This is a genomic window from Stenotrophomonas sp. JAG2 (assembly GCF_041080745.1).
Taxonomy (GTDB): domain Bacteria; phylum Pseudomonadota; class Gammaproteobacteria; order Xanthomonadales; family Xanthomonadaceae; genus Stenotrophomonas; species Stenotrophomonas maltophilia_AA.
On the sequence record NZ_JBEUMH010000012.1, the window covers coordinates 67,771 to 86,291 of the forward strand.

Here is an 18,521-nt window from a genome sequence, read left to right on the forward strand (position 1 = left end):
GGATTTTTTTTATTTCCCCTATCATGGGTGTCCGCTCACACCGCGCCACTCGTGCTGTCACGGCCACGGCCGCCACGAGGGCCGCACCTGGAAGCTCCGATGACGTACGAATGGGCCCCGAGCCACTGGGGTCAACGCCTGACGCGATCGCCGCACTGGCAGCTGCGCCTGGCAGACGAACAGCTGGTTCTGACCGTCGACGGTCAGCTCTATCACGCGCCGCTGGACGCGCTGCAGGTGCACCCGCGCCTGCCCTGGGCGCACCTCACCCTGCATCGCGAGGGCCACGCCCCGTTGACGCTCGGCGGCCTGTCAGCGGCGTCCGCCCGCGGCTTGGTGGCGGCACTGGACGCGCGACGTGGAACCCAGCGCCAGCGTGACCATGTCGCCTTGTTCGGACAGGCCCACGCCGCGATCCAGCACTGGCTCACGCAGGTGCAGACCGCCACCGATCTGGCCGACGACGAGTCGTTGTGGCTGACCCACGAGCAGCAGCAGGCCCTGCTGCAGGCGCGCCCCACCCTGCCGCTCGATGAAGAAGCGCTGTGGGCGGTGTTCGATGACGCCGGCTTGCGCAGCGAACTGGATGGCGACCCCTCGGCCATCGAGGAAGCGCTGATGCTGTGGCTGGCCGATTGGCCAGCGATGTGGGCGCGTCGCAATGAAGCGCATCAGGCGCGCGAGCGGATCGCCAGCCGCCCGCTGCTGGACCGTGTCGAAAGCCGCCCCCTCACCGATGAGCAGGCCCGCGCGGTGATCTGCTTCGACAACCGCGTCCAGGTGGTGGCCGCGGCCGGCTCGGGCAAGACCTCGACCATGGTCGCCAAGGCGGCCTACGCCATCGAACGCGGTCTGGTCGCACCCGAACGGATCGTCATGCTCGCCTTCAACAAGGACGCCGCGGCCGAACTGCTGGCGCGTGCCGACCGGGCCTTCGCGCGCGTCGGCCTGGACGGGGTGCGGGTGGAAGCGCGCACGTTCCATGCGCTGGGCCGGCACATCATCGCCCAGGCAACCGGGCGGATGCCGCAGGTGCCGGACTGGGCGGTCGACGCGACGCAGGGCTTCCATCGGCTGGCCGAGGTCATCGATGCGCTGAAAGACCGCTCCCTGCATTTCCGCACGCAGTGGGACATGTTCCGGTTGGTGTTCGGCCGCGATCTGCCCGTCATCGGCGGTGCGCTGGACGCCGAGGAATGGGACAAGGACGGCCAGGGGTACGTGCGGACGCTGCGCGGCGAGCGCGCGCGCAGCATCGAGGAGTGCGTGATCGCCGACTGGCTGTTCTACAGCGGCGTGGAGTACGTTTATGCACGACGCGACACATTCGATGCCGGGACGGACGAGTATCGCCAGTACCGCCCGGATTTCCACTATCCAGGCATTGCGCTGCATCACGATCACCTCGCCCCGGACGTTCACGGCCGTGCGCCGGCGCATCACGAGGGCCGCCAAGGCGCCCGTCACGGCACCGAGCGGATCGAAACCACCTCCCACCAGCTGCGTACCGGCGAACTGTTCGTGCGGCTGGGCGAGGCGCTGTCACGGCGTGGTGTCGTGCTCGATCCGAATCCTGACCGCGTGCTGCCCGAAGGCGGTGCGACGCCGATGCCGGATACGGAACTTATCGGCCTGGTGCGCACCTTCATCAGCCATGCCAAGAGCAACGGGCTGCGCGTGCAGGACATGGTCGAGCGCCTGCGCCGCCTGCCCGACGATCACTTCAAGCACCGTTACCGTCTCTTCCTCGAACTGATCCTGCCGATCCTGGAGGGCTGGGACGATGCGCTGGTCGCCGAAGGCGGCATCGACTTCGAGGACATGCTCAACCAGGCCGCCGAACATCTGGAACAGGGGCGTTACGTGGCCCCGTTCGACCTGGTGATGGCCGACGAATTCCAGGATGCCTCGCGGGCCCGCGCGCGGCTGTGCCGTGCGCTGGTACAGGCACCGGGCAGGCATCTGTTCGCGGTCGGCGATGACTGGCAGTCGATCAACCGGTTCGCCGGTGCGGACGTGTCGGTCATGACGGGTTTCGTGGCATGGTTCGGACAGGGCCAGGTGCTCAAGCTCGAGCAGACCTTCCGCTGCCCGCAGGCGCTGTGTGATGTCTCCAGTGCCTTCGTGTCACGCAATCCGGCGCAGATCCCCAAGGACGTCCACTCGGTCACGCCCGCGTATGGCGCGGTGCTGCAGGCCTTCCAGGTGGCCTCGCGCGACCGGCTGGCCGGCGCGGTCGAGCAGTATCTGCAGCAGCTGCACCAGCAGTTGCTGAGCGGCCAGGTACCGCCGGGCCGCGATGGCAAGGTCAGCGTCTTCGTGCTCGGCCGCTACAACGCCGACCGCGCCCTGCTGCCGGCCACGTGGCGCGCACGCCATGGGCAGCTCATGGAGGTCAGCTTCCTCACCGCGCACCGCTCCAAGGGGGCCGAGGCGGACTACGTGATCCTGCCCGGCATGCTGGATCGCCGCTTCCCCAATACCCGCGCCGATGACCCGGTCCTGACCCTGGCGATGCCGGACAGCGATCCCTATCCGCTCGGCGAGGAGCGCCGCCTGTTCTATGTCGCGCTGACGCGTGCGCGCCGCTCGGTGGCGATGTTCACCGTGCAGGGCCGCCGCTCCGCCTTCCTGACCGAGCTGGTCAATGACGGTGCGGTGCGGGTGACCTCGATGGCCGGTGAGACGATCCACGAGCAGGCATGCCCGGCCTGCAGGGTGGGCGTGATCGTGGCGCGCAGCGGCCCGTATGGTGCGTTCCAGTCGTGCTCGGGGTATCCGCGCTGCGAGTACAAACCGCCCAGGACAGCCGACCAAGCCGGATTGCGTACGGTCGCGGGGGCCTGAGCGCTGCGCCTGCGCCGCTCAGCCGGGTGAAGCGGCCAGTGCGGCATCGATCTGCGCAAGCAAGGCACGCCGTTCCGGCACACCCGGCATCACCCGCACCAGATTGCGGACCATCCGCTGGTCCTGCTGCCTGCCAAGCTGATCGCCCAGCGCATGCAGGGCGCGCGCCTGGTGACCCGGTCCTTTCCGTTTGATCGAGGCCGCAAGCCCATTGTCCAGCGCGGGCAACGCCTCCAACTGCATCCGCAGGCGACGCACTCTGCGGCGCCAGCGATGCAGGTCCTCCGGATCCCCGGTACGGGCGGCGCGCTTCTCCGCCTTGGCGGTACGACGTTCGCTGCGCGCCAGACCCTTGCGGAGATCACGCGCTCTCAGCGCCTCCCAGGGCTGCGCCTGGAGGTCACCCGCGATACGCACCAGTGCCGCCTGACGGCGTGCGAACGCCGGGTCCCGCGCCAGCGCCCGGGCGAGAAGTACGTCGCGCCGCGCCGTCAGCCGACTGCACACGTCCTTCCACGGCCGGGCGGGATGCTGCGCGGCGAGGTGCTGGCAGGTCTCCACCACCACATGGGCATCGCGCAATGCCGACAATCCCTGCCCCAGCCGGCGCAGGGCCGCGTCAGTCCGGGCGGTCTCAAGTTGGCTGCTCGCCAGCACCGCGAGCAGCGCGCGAAGGCGGCGTATCGTCTTGCGTGCACGATGCACGGCGTCGTGGACATCCGCCTGGAGCGCCAGCGCATCGGCGATGGCCCGGCACTCACGGTCTGCCAGTGCGCGGGCGGCAGGGCCGATGGCGGGTGGCGACATGGCGGTTTCCCCCGGAGGCGTCGGGGGATTGTACCCATGCCGGCGGGCCGCCGGCTCAGGCCGGGTTGAACATCTGCCGCACGCCCCGAAGCAGCTCGTTCACGCTGAACGGTTTGGGCAGCAATGACATGCCCTGCCCCAGGAACTCATTGCGGACGGCTGCGCTCTCCGTATAGCCGGTCACGAACAGCACCGGCAGATGGGGCCGCAGCACGCGTGCCGCATCGGCGAGCTCGCGGCCGTTCATGCCCGGCAGGCCCACATCGGACAGCAGCAGGTCCAGCTCGCGGTCCGAATGCAGCTCCAACAGGGCCTGCTGTGCGTTGATGGCTTCGACGACCTGATACCCGGCCTCGACCAGCATCTCGCGCACCATCATGCGCACCGAGTCGGTATCGTCGACCAGCAGGATGCGCTCGGCGCTGCCACGGGGCAGCTGCCCCTGCGTGACAGGTGCCTGCTCCGCAGGCTGGAGATGCCCCTCGGGCAGCAGGAGTTCGATCTCGGTCCCTTCGCCACGCTCGCTGGCGATGCGCGCACTGCCGCCGGACTGGCGTGCGAACCCGTAGGTCATCGACAGCCCCAGCCCGGTTCCCTCGCCCTGCGGCTTGGTGGTGAAGAACGGCTCGAACACCTTGGTCAGCAGCTCTGCGGGTATGCCCACGCCGTTGTCGAGCACGGTCACCGTAACGTAGTGACCCGGCGCCAGCTCATGGTCCCGCTCGATCTGGACACGCCCGGCGCGGATGCGGATCAGCCCTTGGCCGGCCAGCGCATCGCGGGCATTGATCACCAGGTTGAGGATCACGTTCTCGAACTGGTTCGGATCGGCAACCGCGATCAGCGGCTCAAGACCCAGCTCCAGCTCGAGTTCGATGTTCTCACCGATCGATCGCTGCAGCATGTCTTCCAGCGAACGCACCCGCGACACGACATCGAAGGTCTGCGGATCGAGCGGCTGCTTGCGGGCAAACGCCAGCATGCGCTGGGTCAGCGCGGCCGCACGGTGCGCCGAGCCCGTGGCGATCTCGACATAGCGGGAAGCCTTGTCCCATTTGCCGCTGGACGCGGCGATCTCGATCATGTCCAGCCCGGAGATGATCGTGGTCAGCAGATTGTTGAAATCGTGCGCGATGCCGCCGGTGAGCTGGCCCAGCGCATCCATTTTCTGCGCCTGCATCAATTCGATTTCGGTGCGCTCGCGCTCGGCGATCTGGAAAGCGAGCTCGGAGGTCGCACTCTCCAGTTCCTGCCGCTGCTCGTTCGCACGCGCATGCTGCTCGGTGGTGTCCTCGATGTGGACGAGGCCCTGCCCGGCGGCCTGGTAAGGCGTCACCCGCCATTCGGTCATGCGGATCGTACCGCCGACGCGAAGGCTGAAGGTTCCCTGCCAGCGCTCACCTTCGGCCAACGCCACTTTCAACGCACTGAGGGGAGCGACCTGATCCTGCAGCAGCTGCTCGAGTTGACCAGGTCCTGCCTGCTGGCCCAGCAGGCGGGTGAAGGCATCGTTGGCATCGTGGGCGTTGAGCGACGCATCCAATACCGCGATCGGGGCATTGATGTGACGGTAGATCTCCCGGAAGCGCGCTTCGGTCTCGCGCAACGCCTCTTCAGCGCGGCGGGCGCGCAGCAGGCTGCGCAGCGTCGCCAGCAGCACATCCGGATCGACCGGATGGATCAGATAGCCATCCGCACCGGCGTTGAGGCCGGTGATCATGTCGCCGGTGGCGATCGACGCCGCGGAGACATGCACTACGGGCAGCAACTGCAGCCGGGGGTCTTCGCGCAGCTGCCGCACCACATCGAAGCCGCTCATGTCCGGCAGGTTCACATCCAGCACCAGCGCGCCGAAATCATGCTCGGCCAGCCGCGCCAGGCCCTCACCGCCGGTCCCGGCTTCCTCGACATGGAACCCGTGGTGCTCCAGCACGCGGCGCACCGCGTAACGGGTCGCCACGTTGTCATCCACGACAAGGATGCGATCAGGAATCGGCATTCACGGCCTCCGTGGCAAGGGTCAGCGGCAGCACCACGTAGAAATTCGAGCCTGTCCCGATCTCGCTCTCGACGCCGACATGGCCACCGAGCAGCTCGGCGAAGCGTTTGCACAGCGACAGACCGAGGCCGGTCCCGCGCAGGCGCTTCTGCAGCGGGGTATCGACCTGCACGAAATCCTCGAACAGGGTCGACTGCAGCTCCGCCGGGATGCCGATGCCGGTATCGCGGACACTGAAGCGCACCGCGTTCTCACCCTCCAGCTGTGTCGATACGATCACCTGGCCGCTGGGCGTGAACTTCAGCGCATTCGAAATGAAGTTGCGCAGGATCTGCGCCAGCTTCTTGTCATCGGTGTACAGCATCGGCATCACCGGCGGATCCTCGAACAGCAGGTCCACCTGGTTGCCTTCCACCAAGGGACGGAACATGCCGCGCAGCGCCGAGAACAGGTCCATCAGGTCGAACCAGGCCGGCGAAATGGTGATCCGCCCCGCCTCGATCTTGGCCAGGTCGAGCAGGTCGTCCACCATCTCGCGCAGTTCACTGGTCGAGGTGCTGATGAAGCGCACCTGCCGGCGCTGCTCCTCGGTCAGCGGCCCGTCCATGCCGTCCTCCAACAGCCGCGTCATGCTCAGGATCGAGCCCAACGGCGTGCGGAACTCATGGCTCATGTAGGACAGGAACCGGCTCTTCAGCTCGGACACCTCGCGCAGCTGCTCGGCCTGCTCGTCCAGCTCGGCATAGAGCGCCAGCACACCCTGGTTGGTTTCATCCAATTCAGCGCGCAGCGCATCGGCTTCCAGGCGCAGCCGTTGCAGCTCCTGATCGTGGGGGGGGGCGCTCAATGCAGGTCTCCAAGACGCAGGGCAACGATGCCGGCGTCATCCCGGCCACGATCGAAATCACGGTGCAGCACCGCCACGATCAAGGCCGGGTGGCGGTGGAACAGGCCGGGGTAGTCGCGCAGGCTCCAGCGCGCCTGCAGTCCATCACTGTGCATGACCAGCAGCGTGCCTGCCGCCGCGTGAAAATGGAATGGTTGTGCCTTGCGGTACTGCACCCCGACGATACCCGGGTGCGATGCCAACCCGCGTGAGCCAGTGGGCTCGCACAGACTGGCGGCGATGTTGCCGATGCCGGCGAACTCCACCTGGGCACTCGCCACGTCCACGCAGGCGACCGCTGCCGCACCGCCGCGGGTGCCCGACATGCTTGAATGCAGGACGCCGATCAACGCCGGCGCGCCAACAGCAGACGATTCTGCGACGGCATTCACACCGGCCTGCGCTGCATCGGCGGCGGGCAATCCATGCCCCAGCCCATCGATCACGGTGACCGCCACGGTCTGTCCGTCCGCACGGATATGCCACGCATCGCCGCAGGCCAGCTCGTGCCGCATCGGAATGCGCAGCGCACCGTAGGCCACGTCGATATCGCGGGGCGCACGGCTGGCGTAGATCCGCGCCACGACCACCGCGCCCTTGGCATCGGACCAGGCATCCAGCACGGTGGCCTGGCGCTGGATCGCCCCCAGCCCCAGCCCTTGCGTGCCGCCGGTCGAGTAGCCGTCCGGCAGACACTCGGCCAGGGAAAAGCCCGGACCGGTGTCCACGGTGCACAGCTCCACACCCTTGCCGCCGCGGCCACAGACCTCGGACAGGTACATGCGTCCACCGCGCCCATGCTTGAGCACATTGGTCGCCATCTCCGTGGCCACCAACGCCGCGCGGCCGGCATCCATTTCATCCAGGCCGATCAGATCGGCCAGCGCCAGCGCTTCGCGCCGGGCCTGCCCGACCTGTGAGGTTTCCTCGACCACCACCATCCGCGTCACCCGGCCGCCGAAGTTCAGCTCCATTTGGTGATCGTGATACGGGTGCCCTGCCCCGGTGCACTCTCCAGTTCGAACTCATCCACCAGCCGGCGCGAACCGGACAGGCCCAGGCCCATGCCGGAGCCGGACGACCAGCCGTCGGTCAGGGCCTGTGCGACATCCGGAATGCCCGGGCCGTTGTCGGCGAAGACCAGCCGTACGCCCTTGCGCAGTCCCTTCTCGACCACGTCCCAGTCCATGGTCCCGCCGCCACCGTAGATGACGGCATTGCGGGCCAGTTCACTGGCGGCCGTCACCAGCTTGGTCTGGTCGATCAAGCGCAGCTTGCACGCCACGCAGATCTGACGTGCGGCCTGGCGGGCCAGCACCACATCCTGCTCGATGCGGATCGGCAGCGAACCACTGGACGCCGTCATGAGCTGGCTTCGTCGTCGTCGGTGCGCTGCAGCAGCTTCATGCCCCGCTCAACATTGAGCGCGGTGCGCACGCCACTGAGCGTGAGCCCCAGCTCCACCAGCGTGATCGCCACGGCCGGCTGCATGCCGACCACCACCGTGGTGGCGTCCATGATCCGGGCCAGCGACGAAATGGTGGCGATCATGCGACCGATGAACGAATCGACGATATCCAGTGCGGAAATGTCGATCAGCACACCGCGCGCGGAGGTGCTGCGGATCTTTTCGGTGAGGTCGTCCTGCAGGGTCAGCGCAAGCTGGTCATGCATGTCCACCTGGATGGTCACCAGCAGCAGATCGCCCATCTGCAGGATCGGAATACGCTCCATCTCAGCGGGCGGTCCGGGTGACGGTCTGGCCGGTGCGCTTGAGCGCCAGCGCCAGTGCGTCGGCCAGATTGGCCTTGGTCACGATGCCATTGAGGTCCAGGCCCAGATGCACGATGGTCTGGGCGATCTGCGGGCGCACGCCGCTGATGATCGCATCGGCGCCCATCAGGCGGATGGCGGTGACGGTCTTCAGCAGATGCTGGGCCACCAGCGTGTCCACGGTGGGGACGCCGGTGATGTCGATGATGGCGATTTCAGACCCGGTATCCACGATGCGCTGCAGCAGCGATTCCATCACCACCTGGGTGCGCTGGGAATCCAGCGTGCCGATCATCGGCAGCGCCAGCACGCCCTCCCACAGCTTCACCACCGGCGTGGACAGCTCGAGCATTTCTTCCTGCTGGCGCTGGATCACATCTTCGCGCGTCTTCTGGAACACGCTGACCGTGTGCAGCCCGAGCTGATCGATCAGTTCGGAGATCGCCCACAGCTGGTCGCCCAGCAGTGCCGGATCATTCGCGTACCCCTGCTGGATCACCTCGAACAGCGGGCGCTTCAGCGAGAAGATGAAGCTGGCGGTTTCCGAGGAATTGAATCCCTTCAGCACGCGCTCGCGCGACAGCTCCTCCAGGAAACGGCGGATGTCCTGCCACTCTACCCGCGCGACGGAGCTGACGTCCGTGGCCGACAGTGCGTCCAGGAACAGGCGCCAGAACTCGCGGACCTGGCTGTCCAGCTCGCGCGAGGAAAGGCGGCCGTCCTGTGCCTGGCTGGAACCGGCCAGATTGCCGGCCCATGCGGCAAGCAGGGGCTCCTGGTGGCTGCGGATGAGATCGATCGTGCGCTGCTGCAAAGCCGCCATGGAAAAGGTCCTGAAAAAGGGGAAAACCCGCGGGTGGGCCTGCGACCCATCACCGATATGAATGGGGGTCGCAATCGTCAAAGCTTAAATGAATTCAGGAAGATTGGGCATGACGACGGATGCCTGCAGCGTGAAGGTTCTCTGCACCTCTCTGACTCGTTCAGATAACGGCCTTTCGGCGCGCGCGCAGCAGCTTCGCAACGGCACGCCGCCACAACGCATCAGGCCGCCCGAAGGCGGCCTGATGGTGAAGCGGTCAGCGCAGCAGCGCGAACAGGAGCAGCAGCGGAATCGGAATGCCGAGCATCCACAGCAGAATGTACTTCATGGTGTTTCCTCCCTTGAGGTGGTCAGGATCACAGGTCGCGGCGACGGCCGCCCCAGGTGGCACTCAGGCTGGCGATGAAGGCACCGATCAGCAGCGTGATGAACAACCACAGCGCGGCGTAGGCGGTGGCCTTGCGGGCATCGTCTGCGGCCTGCTTGGCCTGCTCCTTGGCGCTATCCAGCGCAGCGCGCAGGCGGGTCTGGACATCGGTCACGCGGGCCTGTGCCTCGGCCTGGCTCATGCCGGTCTGCGCCGCCACCAGTTGGCCCAGGTACTGCGTGTCGGCCGGATCCATGGTGTCGGACTTCAGGCTGTTGACGATGATGCGGTTGACCTCGGTGCGGACCTCACGGCTGTCCGGGCGACGGTCTGCACCGGGCATCGGGCGCGGCGGCGGCACTGCGCCGTTCGCGGGCGGTGCGGGCGGTGCCGCCGGATCGACCGGACCCGCCGGCGGCGCGGACTGCGCAGCGGTCGGGCTGGCACGGAACAGCGAATCCACCCAGTACTGCACATCCCCCTGGTCGTTGCCCATCGCCGCCGAACCTGCACCGGCTGCGGCGATACCGCCTGCCGTCGAGGCGGCGGCACCAGCAGTGGCACCGGCAACCTTGGCACCCGCGCCGAGGATGCCGCCGATGGCCGAGGTCAGCAGCGCGGCAGTGAGCAGCGTGGCCACCGCCCACGAGACGAAACCATGCGCGGTGTCGCGGAAGTACGTCTCATCGCCGTGGATGTTGCTCCACTTCGTGCGCAGGCGGCCCGCCAGATAGCCACCCAGACCGGAGGCGGCGATGGCGGTAAAGGTCAACCAGGCGATGCTGGACCAGCCGAACGTCTCGGCCGTCACACCCTCGAACGACCACGGCGACACCGATGAAAGGCCCAGGCCTACACCGAGTATCACCAGAATCAGCGAGAGCGCCGCAGCGGCGATCGCACCGGCCAGGATGGCACCCCATGACACAGCGCTGTCGCGCGGAAGATCCACCACCGGCGGTGGGGTGACCACGGCCACGGTCGCGGCAGCGACGGGCTCCGGGTGGGCGTAATCGCCTCGGGTATTCATAGCGTATGGCACTCCTTTTCATGCGCTGCGGACGCAGCTCGCATCGGCAGGCTGCACTTGCGGTCGTGAAATACGCGAGACGCTGAAAACAAGACGGTGTGGACGTGATGGCATCATCGCGGCACCCACCCGCTGCTCAGACGCGACGGCCCAACAGCATGAAAACCCCGAACACTCCGCCCAGGGCCCCGACAATGGCCAGCGGGATGGACGGCTCACGCAATCGCAGCGCCATGACAATGCACATTGCTGCCAGCGCGACGATCAAGCCACCGATGGCGCGGGCACGGACGGACCCATAAAACCAGGTGCGCCGGATCGGCTCCGTCAGCGCTGGCTGCTGTCGATGCCAGGTGTCCAGTGCGTACTGGAACTCGCGCAGCAGCCGGTCGCGACTCTGCAGGTCCGCCGCGCTCACCATCAGTGTCGCTCTGCCCGGCCGCACCAGGGTGAGGTAGTCGTCGGTTCCCCAGCGGGACAACTCGGCAAAGGGCACGGCGTCGCGCCGGGAGAACATCAGGCCGTCGGGCATCACCATCACCTCGTTGCGGGTGGGAAATCCCTGGAAGGCGAGCAAGGGCGGAATCACCAGGCACAGCAGGGCGACCACGATCGCGACGCCGACCGGTCCCCGATTGAGCACGATGAACATGAAACTGCCGGCGGCCAGTGCGAAGGCCAATGGCACAGCCAATTGATGCCAGCGGGTATAGACCGAGACCTGGATTCCCTGCAGGGGTTTCATATCGGGTTCCCTCCTCCATCGGCGCTCAGCGCCAGCAATAAGCGGCGTGCACGCGTCCATGCGCCCGGTGAGTGGGCGCTTCCTGCCCCATGGTCTCCGATGTCGGCGCCAGCGGCAAACCGGCGCTGATATCAAAACGGTTATCAGCCTGCCATCGTCGCGCCGCAGAATATGGTGATGAGAAGGTGTTCCAAGCCGCGCTGAACTTTTACGACATTCACGTGGCAATAATCCTGTCACGCCATGGATGGCTCAGGACCGGCCAGGGATGGCCATCAGCGGATGCAGTGGAACGGGGGCTGCATCGCCGGCGACTTGGCGCGACCAAGGGGATTATCTGGAAGCACACTCATGACACTGGCATTATCCGGTCGCGTCGTCGCGGCCCTGTTCCTCGCCTCAAGCCTGTCTTTCGCCGGTTCCGCGCCTGCCGCGGCCAAGGGGCCGTTTCCTGCCGAAGGCGTGTGGCGCGGCGAATTCAATATCGATGGCGATCCCATTCCCTTCAACTTCGAAGTAAAGGGCAAGCGTGCGCAGGACGCGACCTTCACCCTGCTCAACGGCTCGCGCACGGACAGGTTCAAGGTCACCCCGCGCGATGACGGGACGTTCTCGGTGCGGATGAATACCTACGACGCCGTGCTGGAAGGCAAGGTCTCCGCGGATGGAAAGCACCTCGTCGGTCAGTACAAGGACCTGGTGCCCAGCCGCAACGGTGCGCGCAACCTCGCCTTCACCGCCGAACAGGGCGCGGCGTGGCGCTTCGTCAAACCCGGCCAGGACGAGGCACCGGCGGCGGACCTCAGCGGCAAGTGGGCCGTGCGGACCATCGACAAGGCCGCCCGCCAGGACAAGCGCAATCAGGTGGCGCTGCTCAAGCAGGAGGGCAACCGCCTCTCCGGCGTGTTCATGACCGTGGTCGGCGATACCCGCGAGCTGGAAGGCACCGTGCAGGGCAACCGCTTCTACCTGTCCGGTTTCAGTGGGCCCAGCCCGCTGCTGATCCGCGGCACGATCGATGAAGACGGCAATATCCAGGGCGCGTTCGGCAGCGGCATCTACAACGTGGTCAAGTTCGAGGCCGAGAAGAGCGACAAGGTGGAGCTGCCCGATCCGTACAAGCTCACCTTCCTCAAGGATGGCCAGGACCGCATTGATTTCAGCTTCCCTGATCTGCAGGGCAGACAGGTCTCGCTGCAGGACGACAAGTACCGCGGCAAGGTGGTGATCGTCGAAGTGATCGGCACCTGGTGCCCGAACTGCACCGACCAGACCTACTTCCTGGCACCGTGGTTCAAGCAGAACCAGCACCGCGGCGTGGAGGCGGTGGCAGTGGCCTTCGAGCAGGAAGACAACTACGACTACTTCAAGAAGACCCTGACCACGTTCAAGGACTACTTCGACATCCGCTACGACATCGTGTTCGGCGGCATCGCCGACAAGAAGGTCGCGACCGAGAAGCTGAAGGGCCTGAACTACATGGCCGCCTTCCCCACCACCATCATCATCGGCCGCGACGGCAAGGTCCGCGAAATCTATACCGGCTACACCGGCACGGTCACGGGCGAGTATCACCAGGACTACGTGACCCGCTTCAACAGCCTGCTCGATGGGCTGATCGCCGAACCGGATCCGTATGCAGCCAGCGCGGCCGCACCCGCTGCTCCGGCGACGACAGCGTCAGTGGCCGTCGCCCCGTAATTCCCGGCGGCGGCCAGCACGCCGGGTCGCCGCCCCCCTCCCTGCGATGCACGTCCCGCACGGCCTCTTCGCGACGCCGCGGGCGACTGCGCGCCACTTCCCAGAGAACCGCCCATGCGTACTGCCCTGCTGTTGACCCTGCTCACCGCCGCCACCGCGCCCGCTGTGGCGATTGCCGCGCCGGTGACCTACCAGCTCGACCCGACCCACACCGATGTGCTGTTCACCTGGAACCACAACGGCTTCTCCTTCCCGACCGGCCGCGCGGCAATCAGCAGCGGCACCCTCATCTACGACGCGGCAAAGCCCACGGCATCGCAGGTGCAGGTGGAACTGCCCCTGGCCGAGCTGGTCACCCACGTCCCGAAGCTCGACGAGATCGTCAAGAGTGACAAGCTGTTCGACGTCGCGAAGTTCCCGCAGGCCAGCTTCCGGAGCACCTCCGTCGCCGCGCAGGGCACCGGTCGGCTGAAGATCAGCGGCGAGCTGACCCTGCACGGGGTCACCCGCCCGGTCGTGCTCGATGCCACCCTCAACAAGGTCGGCGAGCATCCCAGCCGCAAGGTGCCCACGATCGGCTTCAATGCCACCGCGGTCATCCGCCGCAGCGAGTTCGGCCTGGACGCCTTCCTGCCCAACATCGCCGACGAAGTGCAGCTGCGCATCACCACCGAGGCACAGGGGGCCAAGGAGTGAATCGCAGCCTCCTCGCCATCGCAACGGCGTTGCTGCTGACCAGCGTCAGCGCCGTTGCCGCCGACACACCGAAGGTGGTGCTCGATCCCCGGCTGGAAGCACGTGCCAACGGTACCCGCGAGCTGGTCATCGATGCACGCATCGCGCCCGGCTGGATCCTGTATGCCTCGGATTTCGAGCAGCCGCAGATCGGCCCGCGCGTGGCGCGGATCACGCTGGCGGATGGGACACACGCGGAGGGTGCACTGCGTTCGGTCGACGCCCGCGAAGGCCACGGCCGCAGCTTCGCCGGCGACTATCGGTATACCTACTTCAGCCAGCGCGGGCAGCTGCGCCTGCCCATCGCCGCAGGCAGCACCCCCGTGAGCGGCACCCTGCGCGCGCAGGTGTGCTTCGAGGAAAGCGGGCTGTGCGAGCTGGTCCAGCAGGAGATCGCCGCGCGTTGAGCGCGGCATCGCCATGCCCCGCCCTGTCCGCTCCCTCCCGCTGCTGGCCGCGCTGATCGGCAGTGCCGCACTGGCGCCGGTGTTTTCCGCCGATGCACCGACCTATGACGGTGATCTCAGCGACAACCCGCGCGCCCAGCTCGGCCGCCAGCTGTTCTTCGATCCCATCCTGTCGCGCGACCGCACGGTGTCGTGCGCCAGCTGCCACCAGCCGGCGCGCGCGTTCGCCGATGACCGCGCGCTCAGCCTCGGGGTGGAGGGCCGGCTGGGCACGCGCAACACCCCCAGCGTCATGAACAGCGCCGGGCGGACGCGTTTCTTCTGGGATGGGCGCAGCGAAACCCTGGAAGAACAGGCGCTCGCGCCGATCGCCAATCCGCTGGAGATGGACCTGCCGGTGGATGAGGCGATCAGCCGCCTGCTCGCCGACCCGGCCTGGGTCGCCCGCTTCCAGGACGCCTACAACGCGCCCCCCAGCCCGCGCACGCTGGGCCGGGCACTGGGCGCCTACCAGAAGACCCTCAACACCGTGGACAGCCCTTATGACCGCTATGCCCTCGGCCAGGAGGATGCGATCAGCGATGCGGCGAAGCGCGGCCGCCTGCTGTTCATCACCAAGGCCCAGTGCGTGAGCTGCCACGCCGGCGAAGACTTCACCTCGGACCGCTTCAAGAACATCGGCATCTACAACGGCCGTACGTTCAACGACGAGGGGCGCGGGGGCATCACCGGCGATCCCGCGCAGAAAGGCGAATTCAAGGTACCTGGCCTGCGCAACGTGGCCCTGACCGCCCCCTACATGCACAACGGCATGTTCAAGACGCTGCGCGAGGTGATCGTCTACTACGACGATCCCGCCAAGGTGATCCCCGACTCGATCGGCCGCGACGCGCAGCTGCGCGACCCGCTGCACCTGACCGAAGCGGAGATCGACGACATCGAGCAGTTCCTGCACTCCCTCACCGACGATCGCTTCGCGTCCCGAACGGCGTCCTCGACGGCTACCCCGCCATGACCTCTCCCCACCTCCGGTTCGTCACCTTGATCGCCTTCGCGCTGCTGGCTGCCCTGGCACTCCCGTGCAACGCCGCGCCGCTGCCCATCGAGCCACCCGCCGGCAAGCCCGCCCCCGCACTGCAGTGGAACGACCTCGACGGCGGCCAGGCCACCCTCGCGCAATGGCGCGGCCGTCCCGTCCTGCTCAACTACTGGGCCAGCTGGTGCGGGCCGTGCCTGAAGGAACTGCCTGACCTGCAGCGCTTCTCGCAGGCGCAGGCCGTCCTGCCGAACGGCGTGCACGTGGTCGGCGTCGCGCTGGACGACATCGAGGCCGCCAGGGCCCTGCGCGACCAGCTTGATCTCACCTACCCGCAGCTGGTGGAGAGTGACGGCCCGCCCGGCACCGCAGCCGGCTTCGGCAACCGGATCGGCACGCTGCCGTTTTCCGTGTTGATCGATGCACACGGCACGGTGCTGCAGGTCCACAACGGCCCCCTGCACCCCGCCGATCTCACCCGCTGGGCGGCTGCGGCGGGTGTAGCGCCGTGATCCGCACCCGCTGCACGGCCGCCGCGGCGGAGCGCTGTTGTCCGGGTCCGTTGCGCCAACGCACCTGCTGAGGCGGCCCTGCGGCCGCCGCCTGCCTGTCCGCCGCATGCCCTGCCGCATCGGCCCACCTATCTCCGGGGATCCTCCATGCTGTCCACGCACCATCGCCTGCCGTTGGTTGTCGCCGTCCTGTCCGCGCTCTTCCTGCCTGTCGCCGCGCGCGGCGCGCCCGAGGCGGACGCCACCGCCAGTACCAGCACCGCCACCCTGGATACCGTCACGGTGACCGGCACCCGTGCACAGGGCCGCACCGTGCGCGAAAGCGCCGCGCCGATCGATGTGCTGTCGGCCGAGGACATCCGCGCCGCCAACGCCACCAGCCTGCTGGACGTGCTCAACACCACCGTGCCGAGTTTCAACCTGCCGCTGGAAACCGGCGACCTCAACAGCATGGTGCGCGCCGGGCAGCTGCGGGGACTGAACTCCAGCCACGTGCTGGTACTGGTGGACGGCAAGCGCCGCCATGCCACCGCACTGCTGGGCGCCGGGGGCTTCGGTGGCGCCGCGCCCGCCGATCTCGCGCTGATCCCCACCGGCGCGATCGAGCGCATCGAGGTGCTGCGCGACGGCGCCTCGGCGATCTACGGCTCGGACGCGATCGCCGGCGTGATCAACATCGTGACCCACAAAGGCGCGCGCGGCGGCAACGTGTCCTACCGCGATGGCACCTATTTCGCCGGGGATGGCCGTTCGCGCGTGGTGCAGGCCGATGCCGGGTTCGGCATCGGTGACGGCGGGTTCCTGCACCTGGCCGCGCAGCTGGACGACCAGGAAGCCACCGACTACACCAGTCCGGCCCGCGACACCTTCCTGTACTACTTCCCGCGCGATGCCGCCGGCAACGCGATCCGGCCCGGCGGCAACCAGGCCAGCAACCCGACCCTGCCGCCCGGTGCCACGCCGGATCCGCGCGAGGCCACCCGCGACAACAACGCCTGGCGCAACCGCGGCATCCGCGCCTTCCGGACCCAGGCCGCCACCGCCAATGCCAGCCTTCCCCTGGCTGCGACGGTGGACGCCTACGGACTGCTGACCCTCGCCCAGCGCGACGCATGGGCACCGCAGAACTTCCGCCAGCCGCTGCGCAACGAAGTGGTGCGCGCCATCGATCCGGATGGCTTCGCACCGACCGAGCACATCGACGAGAAGGATGGCGCACTGACCCTTGGCGTCCGCGGCCAGCTCGGTGACTGGGACTGGGACCTGAGCAGTGGCTACGGCCGCGATGCGATGGACATCAACCTGCATGACAGCATCAACCCGACCTACGGACTGGACAGCCAGACCGATTTCTACATCGGCGACCTGCGCTACAGCGCCTGGACGCACAACCTGGACGTGCGCCGCCTGCTGCAGACCGGCTGGCTGAGTGCGCCCCTGGAGCTCAGCGCGGGCGCGGAGTACCGCGACGAGCGTTACCGGATCGGCGCCGGCGATGTGCAGTCCTACACGCATGGGGGCCAACGTGTCCTGGACGGACCTTACGCGGGTACCGTGCTGGGCATCGGCCTGGGTGGATCGCAGGCCCTGCCGGGCTATCGGCCCGAGGACGCGGTCGATGTCAGCCGCAACAGCGGCGCGGTGTACGTCGGCGTCGCCGCCGACCTGGGGTCGCGCTGGCGCGTCGATCTGGCGGGTCGCCACGAACGCTATTCGGATTTCGGCAGCGAGACCACCGGCCGCCTGTCCACCCGGTTCGCGCTGCACCCCCGATTCGCCCTGCGCGGGACGATCAGCAACGGCTTCCAGGCACCGTCACTGGCCGCACAGGCCTACCGCAACACCTCCAACGGCAATTTCTACACGGACCACATCCTGCAGGCGGGCTCGCCGCAGGCCATCGCCCTGGGTGCGCAGCCGCTGCGCCCGGAAACATCGCGCAGCCTGAGCCTGGGCATCGTCGCCGAGCCCTGGGCAGGCGCCTCGCTCACGGTGGATGCCTATCGCATCGATGTGGACGACCGCATCGCGCTGTCCACCACGTTCCGCGAAGGGCTGTACCCGGGCTCTGGCGCGCTGGTCACCTCGGTCGGGCTCGGTGCCCAGGATGGGGTGCGTTACTTCATCAATGCCGCAGATACCCGCACCGAAGGCGTCGAGGCAACGCTGGAAGGCCGCTGGGATCTCGGCAGCGCCGGTGCGCTGCGCTGGACCCTGGCCAGCAGCCATACCCGCGCGGAAATCACCGGTCTGGCGCCCACGCCCGCGGTGCTGGCGGCCTTCAACGTGCCCGTCTTCAGTACCGGCTCGCAGAACGAACTGCTGTACAAGGCACCGAAGTCCCGCCAGGTGCTTGGCCTGGACTGGTCCCTCAGCCGCTACCGGGTGGGCGTGCGCCAGAGCCGGTATGGCGACATCCAGCGCTATGGCTCGCCCACGTCGGTCGCCACCAGCGGTCCGTATGCGGGCCAGGCCGAGATCGCCTACGACATCGGCGGGCTGTGGATCACCGATCTGCAGCTCGGTGCCACCCTCCCCGGCGGCTGGGACGTGGCCTTGAATGCCAACAACGTGTTCGACCGCAAGGTCACGAAAGTGCCGGCGCCGCTGCTGGCGGCGAACGAGTACTACCGTTACGCCAATGGCGGCCCGATCGACGGCTCCGGCGGGCTGTGGTCGGCGACCGTGCGCTACCGCTGGGACTGAGCGCGCGACAAGGCAAGGAACGCCGTCGCATCCTCACAGATCGGGATCAACGCCTATGCAAAAATAAGGGAACTGTGGCACACCGCGTCGCAGTGGACGGTGTGAGCTCCTGACGACCAGGCGACGCCGTGCCATTCGGGCGGTGGT

16 protein-coding genes are annotated in these 18,521 nt (G+C 67.5%); 7 read left to right on the forward strand and 9 right to left on the reverse strand.

The window, feature by feature from the left end; all coding sequences use genetic code 11:
- Positions 1-99 precede the first annotated feature (99 nt).
- Positions 100-2,847, forward strand: a complete 2,748-nt coding sequence (locus AB9O74_RS15325) for a UvrD-helicase domain-containing protein (RefSeq protein ID WP_369349823.1) — start codon at positions 100-102, stop codon at positions 2,845-2,847.
- Positions 2,848-2,865: 18 nt separating this feature from the next.
- Here the strand turns inward: AB9O74_RS15325 and AB9O74_RS15330 are convergent, their stop codons facing one another.
- The 9 genes from AB9O74_RS15330 to AB9O74_RS15370 form a co-directional block, all read right to left on the reverse strand.
- Positions 2,866-3,654 (reverse strand): CHAD domain-containing protein, encoded by a 789-nt coding sequence (locus AB9O74_RS15330; protein WP_369349824.1) that lies wholly within the window; start codon positions 3,652-3,654, stop codon positions 2,866-2,868.
- 55 nt (positions 3,655-3,709) lie between these two features.
- Positions 3,710-5,653, reverse strand: a complete 1,944-nt coding sequence (locus tag AB9O74_RS15335) for a response regulator (RefSeq protein ID WP_369349825.1) — start codon at positions 5,651-5,653, stop codon at positions 3,710-3,712.
- Positions 5,640-6,500, reverse strand: a complete 861-nt coding sequence (locus tag AB9O74_RS15340) for a sensor histidine kinase (protein ID WP_369349826.1) — start codon at positions 6,498-6,500, stop codon at positions 5,640-5,642. Before AB9O74_RS15340 ends, AB9O74_RS15335 begins: the two co-directional genes overlap by 14 nt.
- Positions 6,497-7,513 carry an ATP-binding protein gene (locus AB9O74_RS15345; RefSeq protein WP_369349827.1) on the reverse strand — a complete coding sequence of 339 codons (1,017 nt, stop codon included), beginning with the start codon at positions 7,511-7,513 and terminating at the stop codon, positions 6,497-6,499. Before AB9O74_RS15345 ends, AB9O74_RS15340 begins: the two co-directional genes overlap by 4 nt.
- On the reverse strand, positions 7,504-7,905 hold the full coding sequence (locus AB9O74_RS15350; protein ID WP_176988606.1) for an anti-sigma regulatory factor: 402 nt from the start codon (positions 7,903-7,905) through the stop codon (positions 7,504-7,506). Before AB9O74_RS15350 ends, AB9O74_RS15345 begins: the two co-directional genes overlap by 10 nt.
- Complete coding sequence (locus tag AB9O74_RS15355) at positions 7,902-8,273, reverse strand: STAS domain-containing protein (RefSeq protein WP_176988605.1); 372 nt, start codon at positions 8,271-8,273, stop codon at positions 7,902-7,904. Before AB9O74_RS15355 ends, AB9O74_RS15350 begins: the two co-directional genes overlap by 4 nt.
- A 1-nt stretch (position 8,274) precedes the next feature.
- The gene (locus AB9O74_RS15360) at positions 8,275-9,135 is read right to left on the reverse strand and encodes an STAS domain-containing protein (protein ID WP_369349828.1); all 861 of its coding nucleotides are present in this window, start codon (positions 9,133-9,135) and stop codon (positions 8,275-8,277) included.
- 356 nt (positions 9,136-9,491) lie between these two features.
- Positions 9,492-10,532 carry a hypothetical protein gene (locus AB9O74_RS15365; RefSeq protein ID WP_369349829.1) on the reverse strand — a complete coding sequence of 347 codons (1,041 nt, stop codon included), beginning with the start codon at positions 10,530-10,532 and terminating at the stop codon, positions 9,492-9,494.
- A gap of 136 nt (positions 10,533-10,668) precedes the next feature.
- Positions 10,669-11,277 carry a hypothetical protein gene (locus tag AB9O74_RS15370; protein ID WP_369349830.1) on the reverse strand — a complete coding sequence of 203 codons (609 nt, stop codon included), beginning with the start codon at positions 11,275-11,277 and terminating at the stop codon, positions 10,669-10,671.
- Positions 11,278-11,628: 351 nt separating this feature from the next.
- Here AB9O74_RS15370 and AB9O74_RS15375 point away from each other — a divergent pair, with 351 nt between their 5' ends.
- From AB9O74_RS15375 to AB9O74_RS15400, 6 genes are all read left to right on the forward strand, one after another.
- Positions 11,629-12,978: a peroxiredoxin family protein gene (locus tag AB9O74_RS15375; RefSeq protein ID WP_369349831.1), complete on the forward strand. Its 1,350-nt coding sequence runs from the start codon at positions 11,629-11,631 to the stop codon at positions 12,976-12,978.
- 114 nt (positions 12,979-13,092) lie between these two features.
- Complete coding sequence (locus AB9O74_RS15380) at positions 13,093-13,674, forward strand: YceI family protein (protein ID WP_346477567.1); 582 nt, start codon at positions 13,093-13,095, stop codon at positions 13,672-13,674.
- On the forward strand, positions 13,671-14,120 hold the full coding sequence (locus AB9O74_RS15385; protein ID WP_369349832.1) for a protein-disulfide reductase DsbD domain-containing protein: 450 nt from the start codon (positions 13,671-13,673) through the stop codon (positions 14,118-14,120). Before AB9O74_RS15380 ends, AB9O74_RS15385 begins: the two co-directional genes overlap by 4 nt.
- Before the next feature lie 13 nt (positions 14,121-14,133).
- Complete coding sequence (locus AB9O74_RS15390) at positions 14,134-15,135, forward strand: cytochrome c peroxidase (protein WP_346477569.1); 1,002 nt, start codon at positions 14,134-14,136, stop codon at positions 15,133-15,135.
- The gene (locus AB9O74_RS15395) at positions 15,132-15,668 is read left to right on the forward strand and encodes a TlpA disulfide reductase family protein (RefSeq protein ID WP_346477570.1); all 537 of its coding nucleotides are present in this window, start codon (positions 15,132-15,134) and stop codon (positions 15,666-15,668) included. The genes AB9O74_RS15390 and AB9O74_RS15395 overlap by 4 nt, the downstream gene beginning before the upstream one ends.
- 147 nt (positions 15,669-15,815) lie before the next feature.
- On the forward strand, positions 15,816-18,374 hold the full coding sequence (locus AB9O74_RS15400; RefSeq protein WP_369349833.1) for a TonB-dependent receptor plug domain-containing protein: 2,559 nt from the start codon (positions 15,816-15,818) through the stop codon (positions 18,372-18,374).
- Positions 18,375-18,521 lie beyond the last annotated feature (147 nt).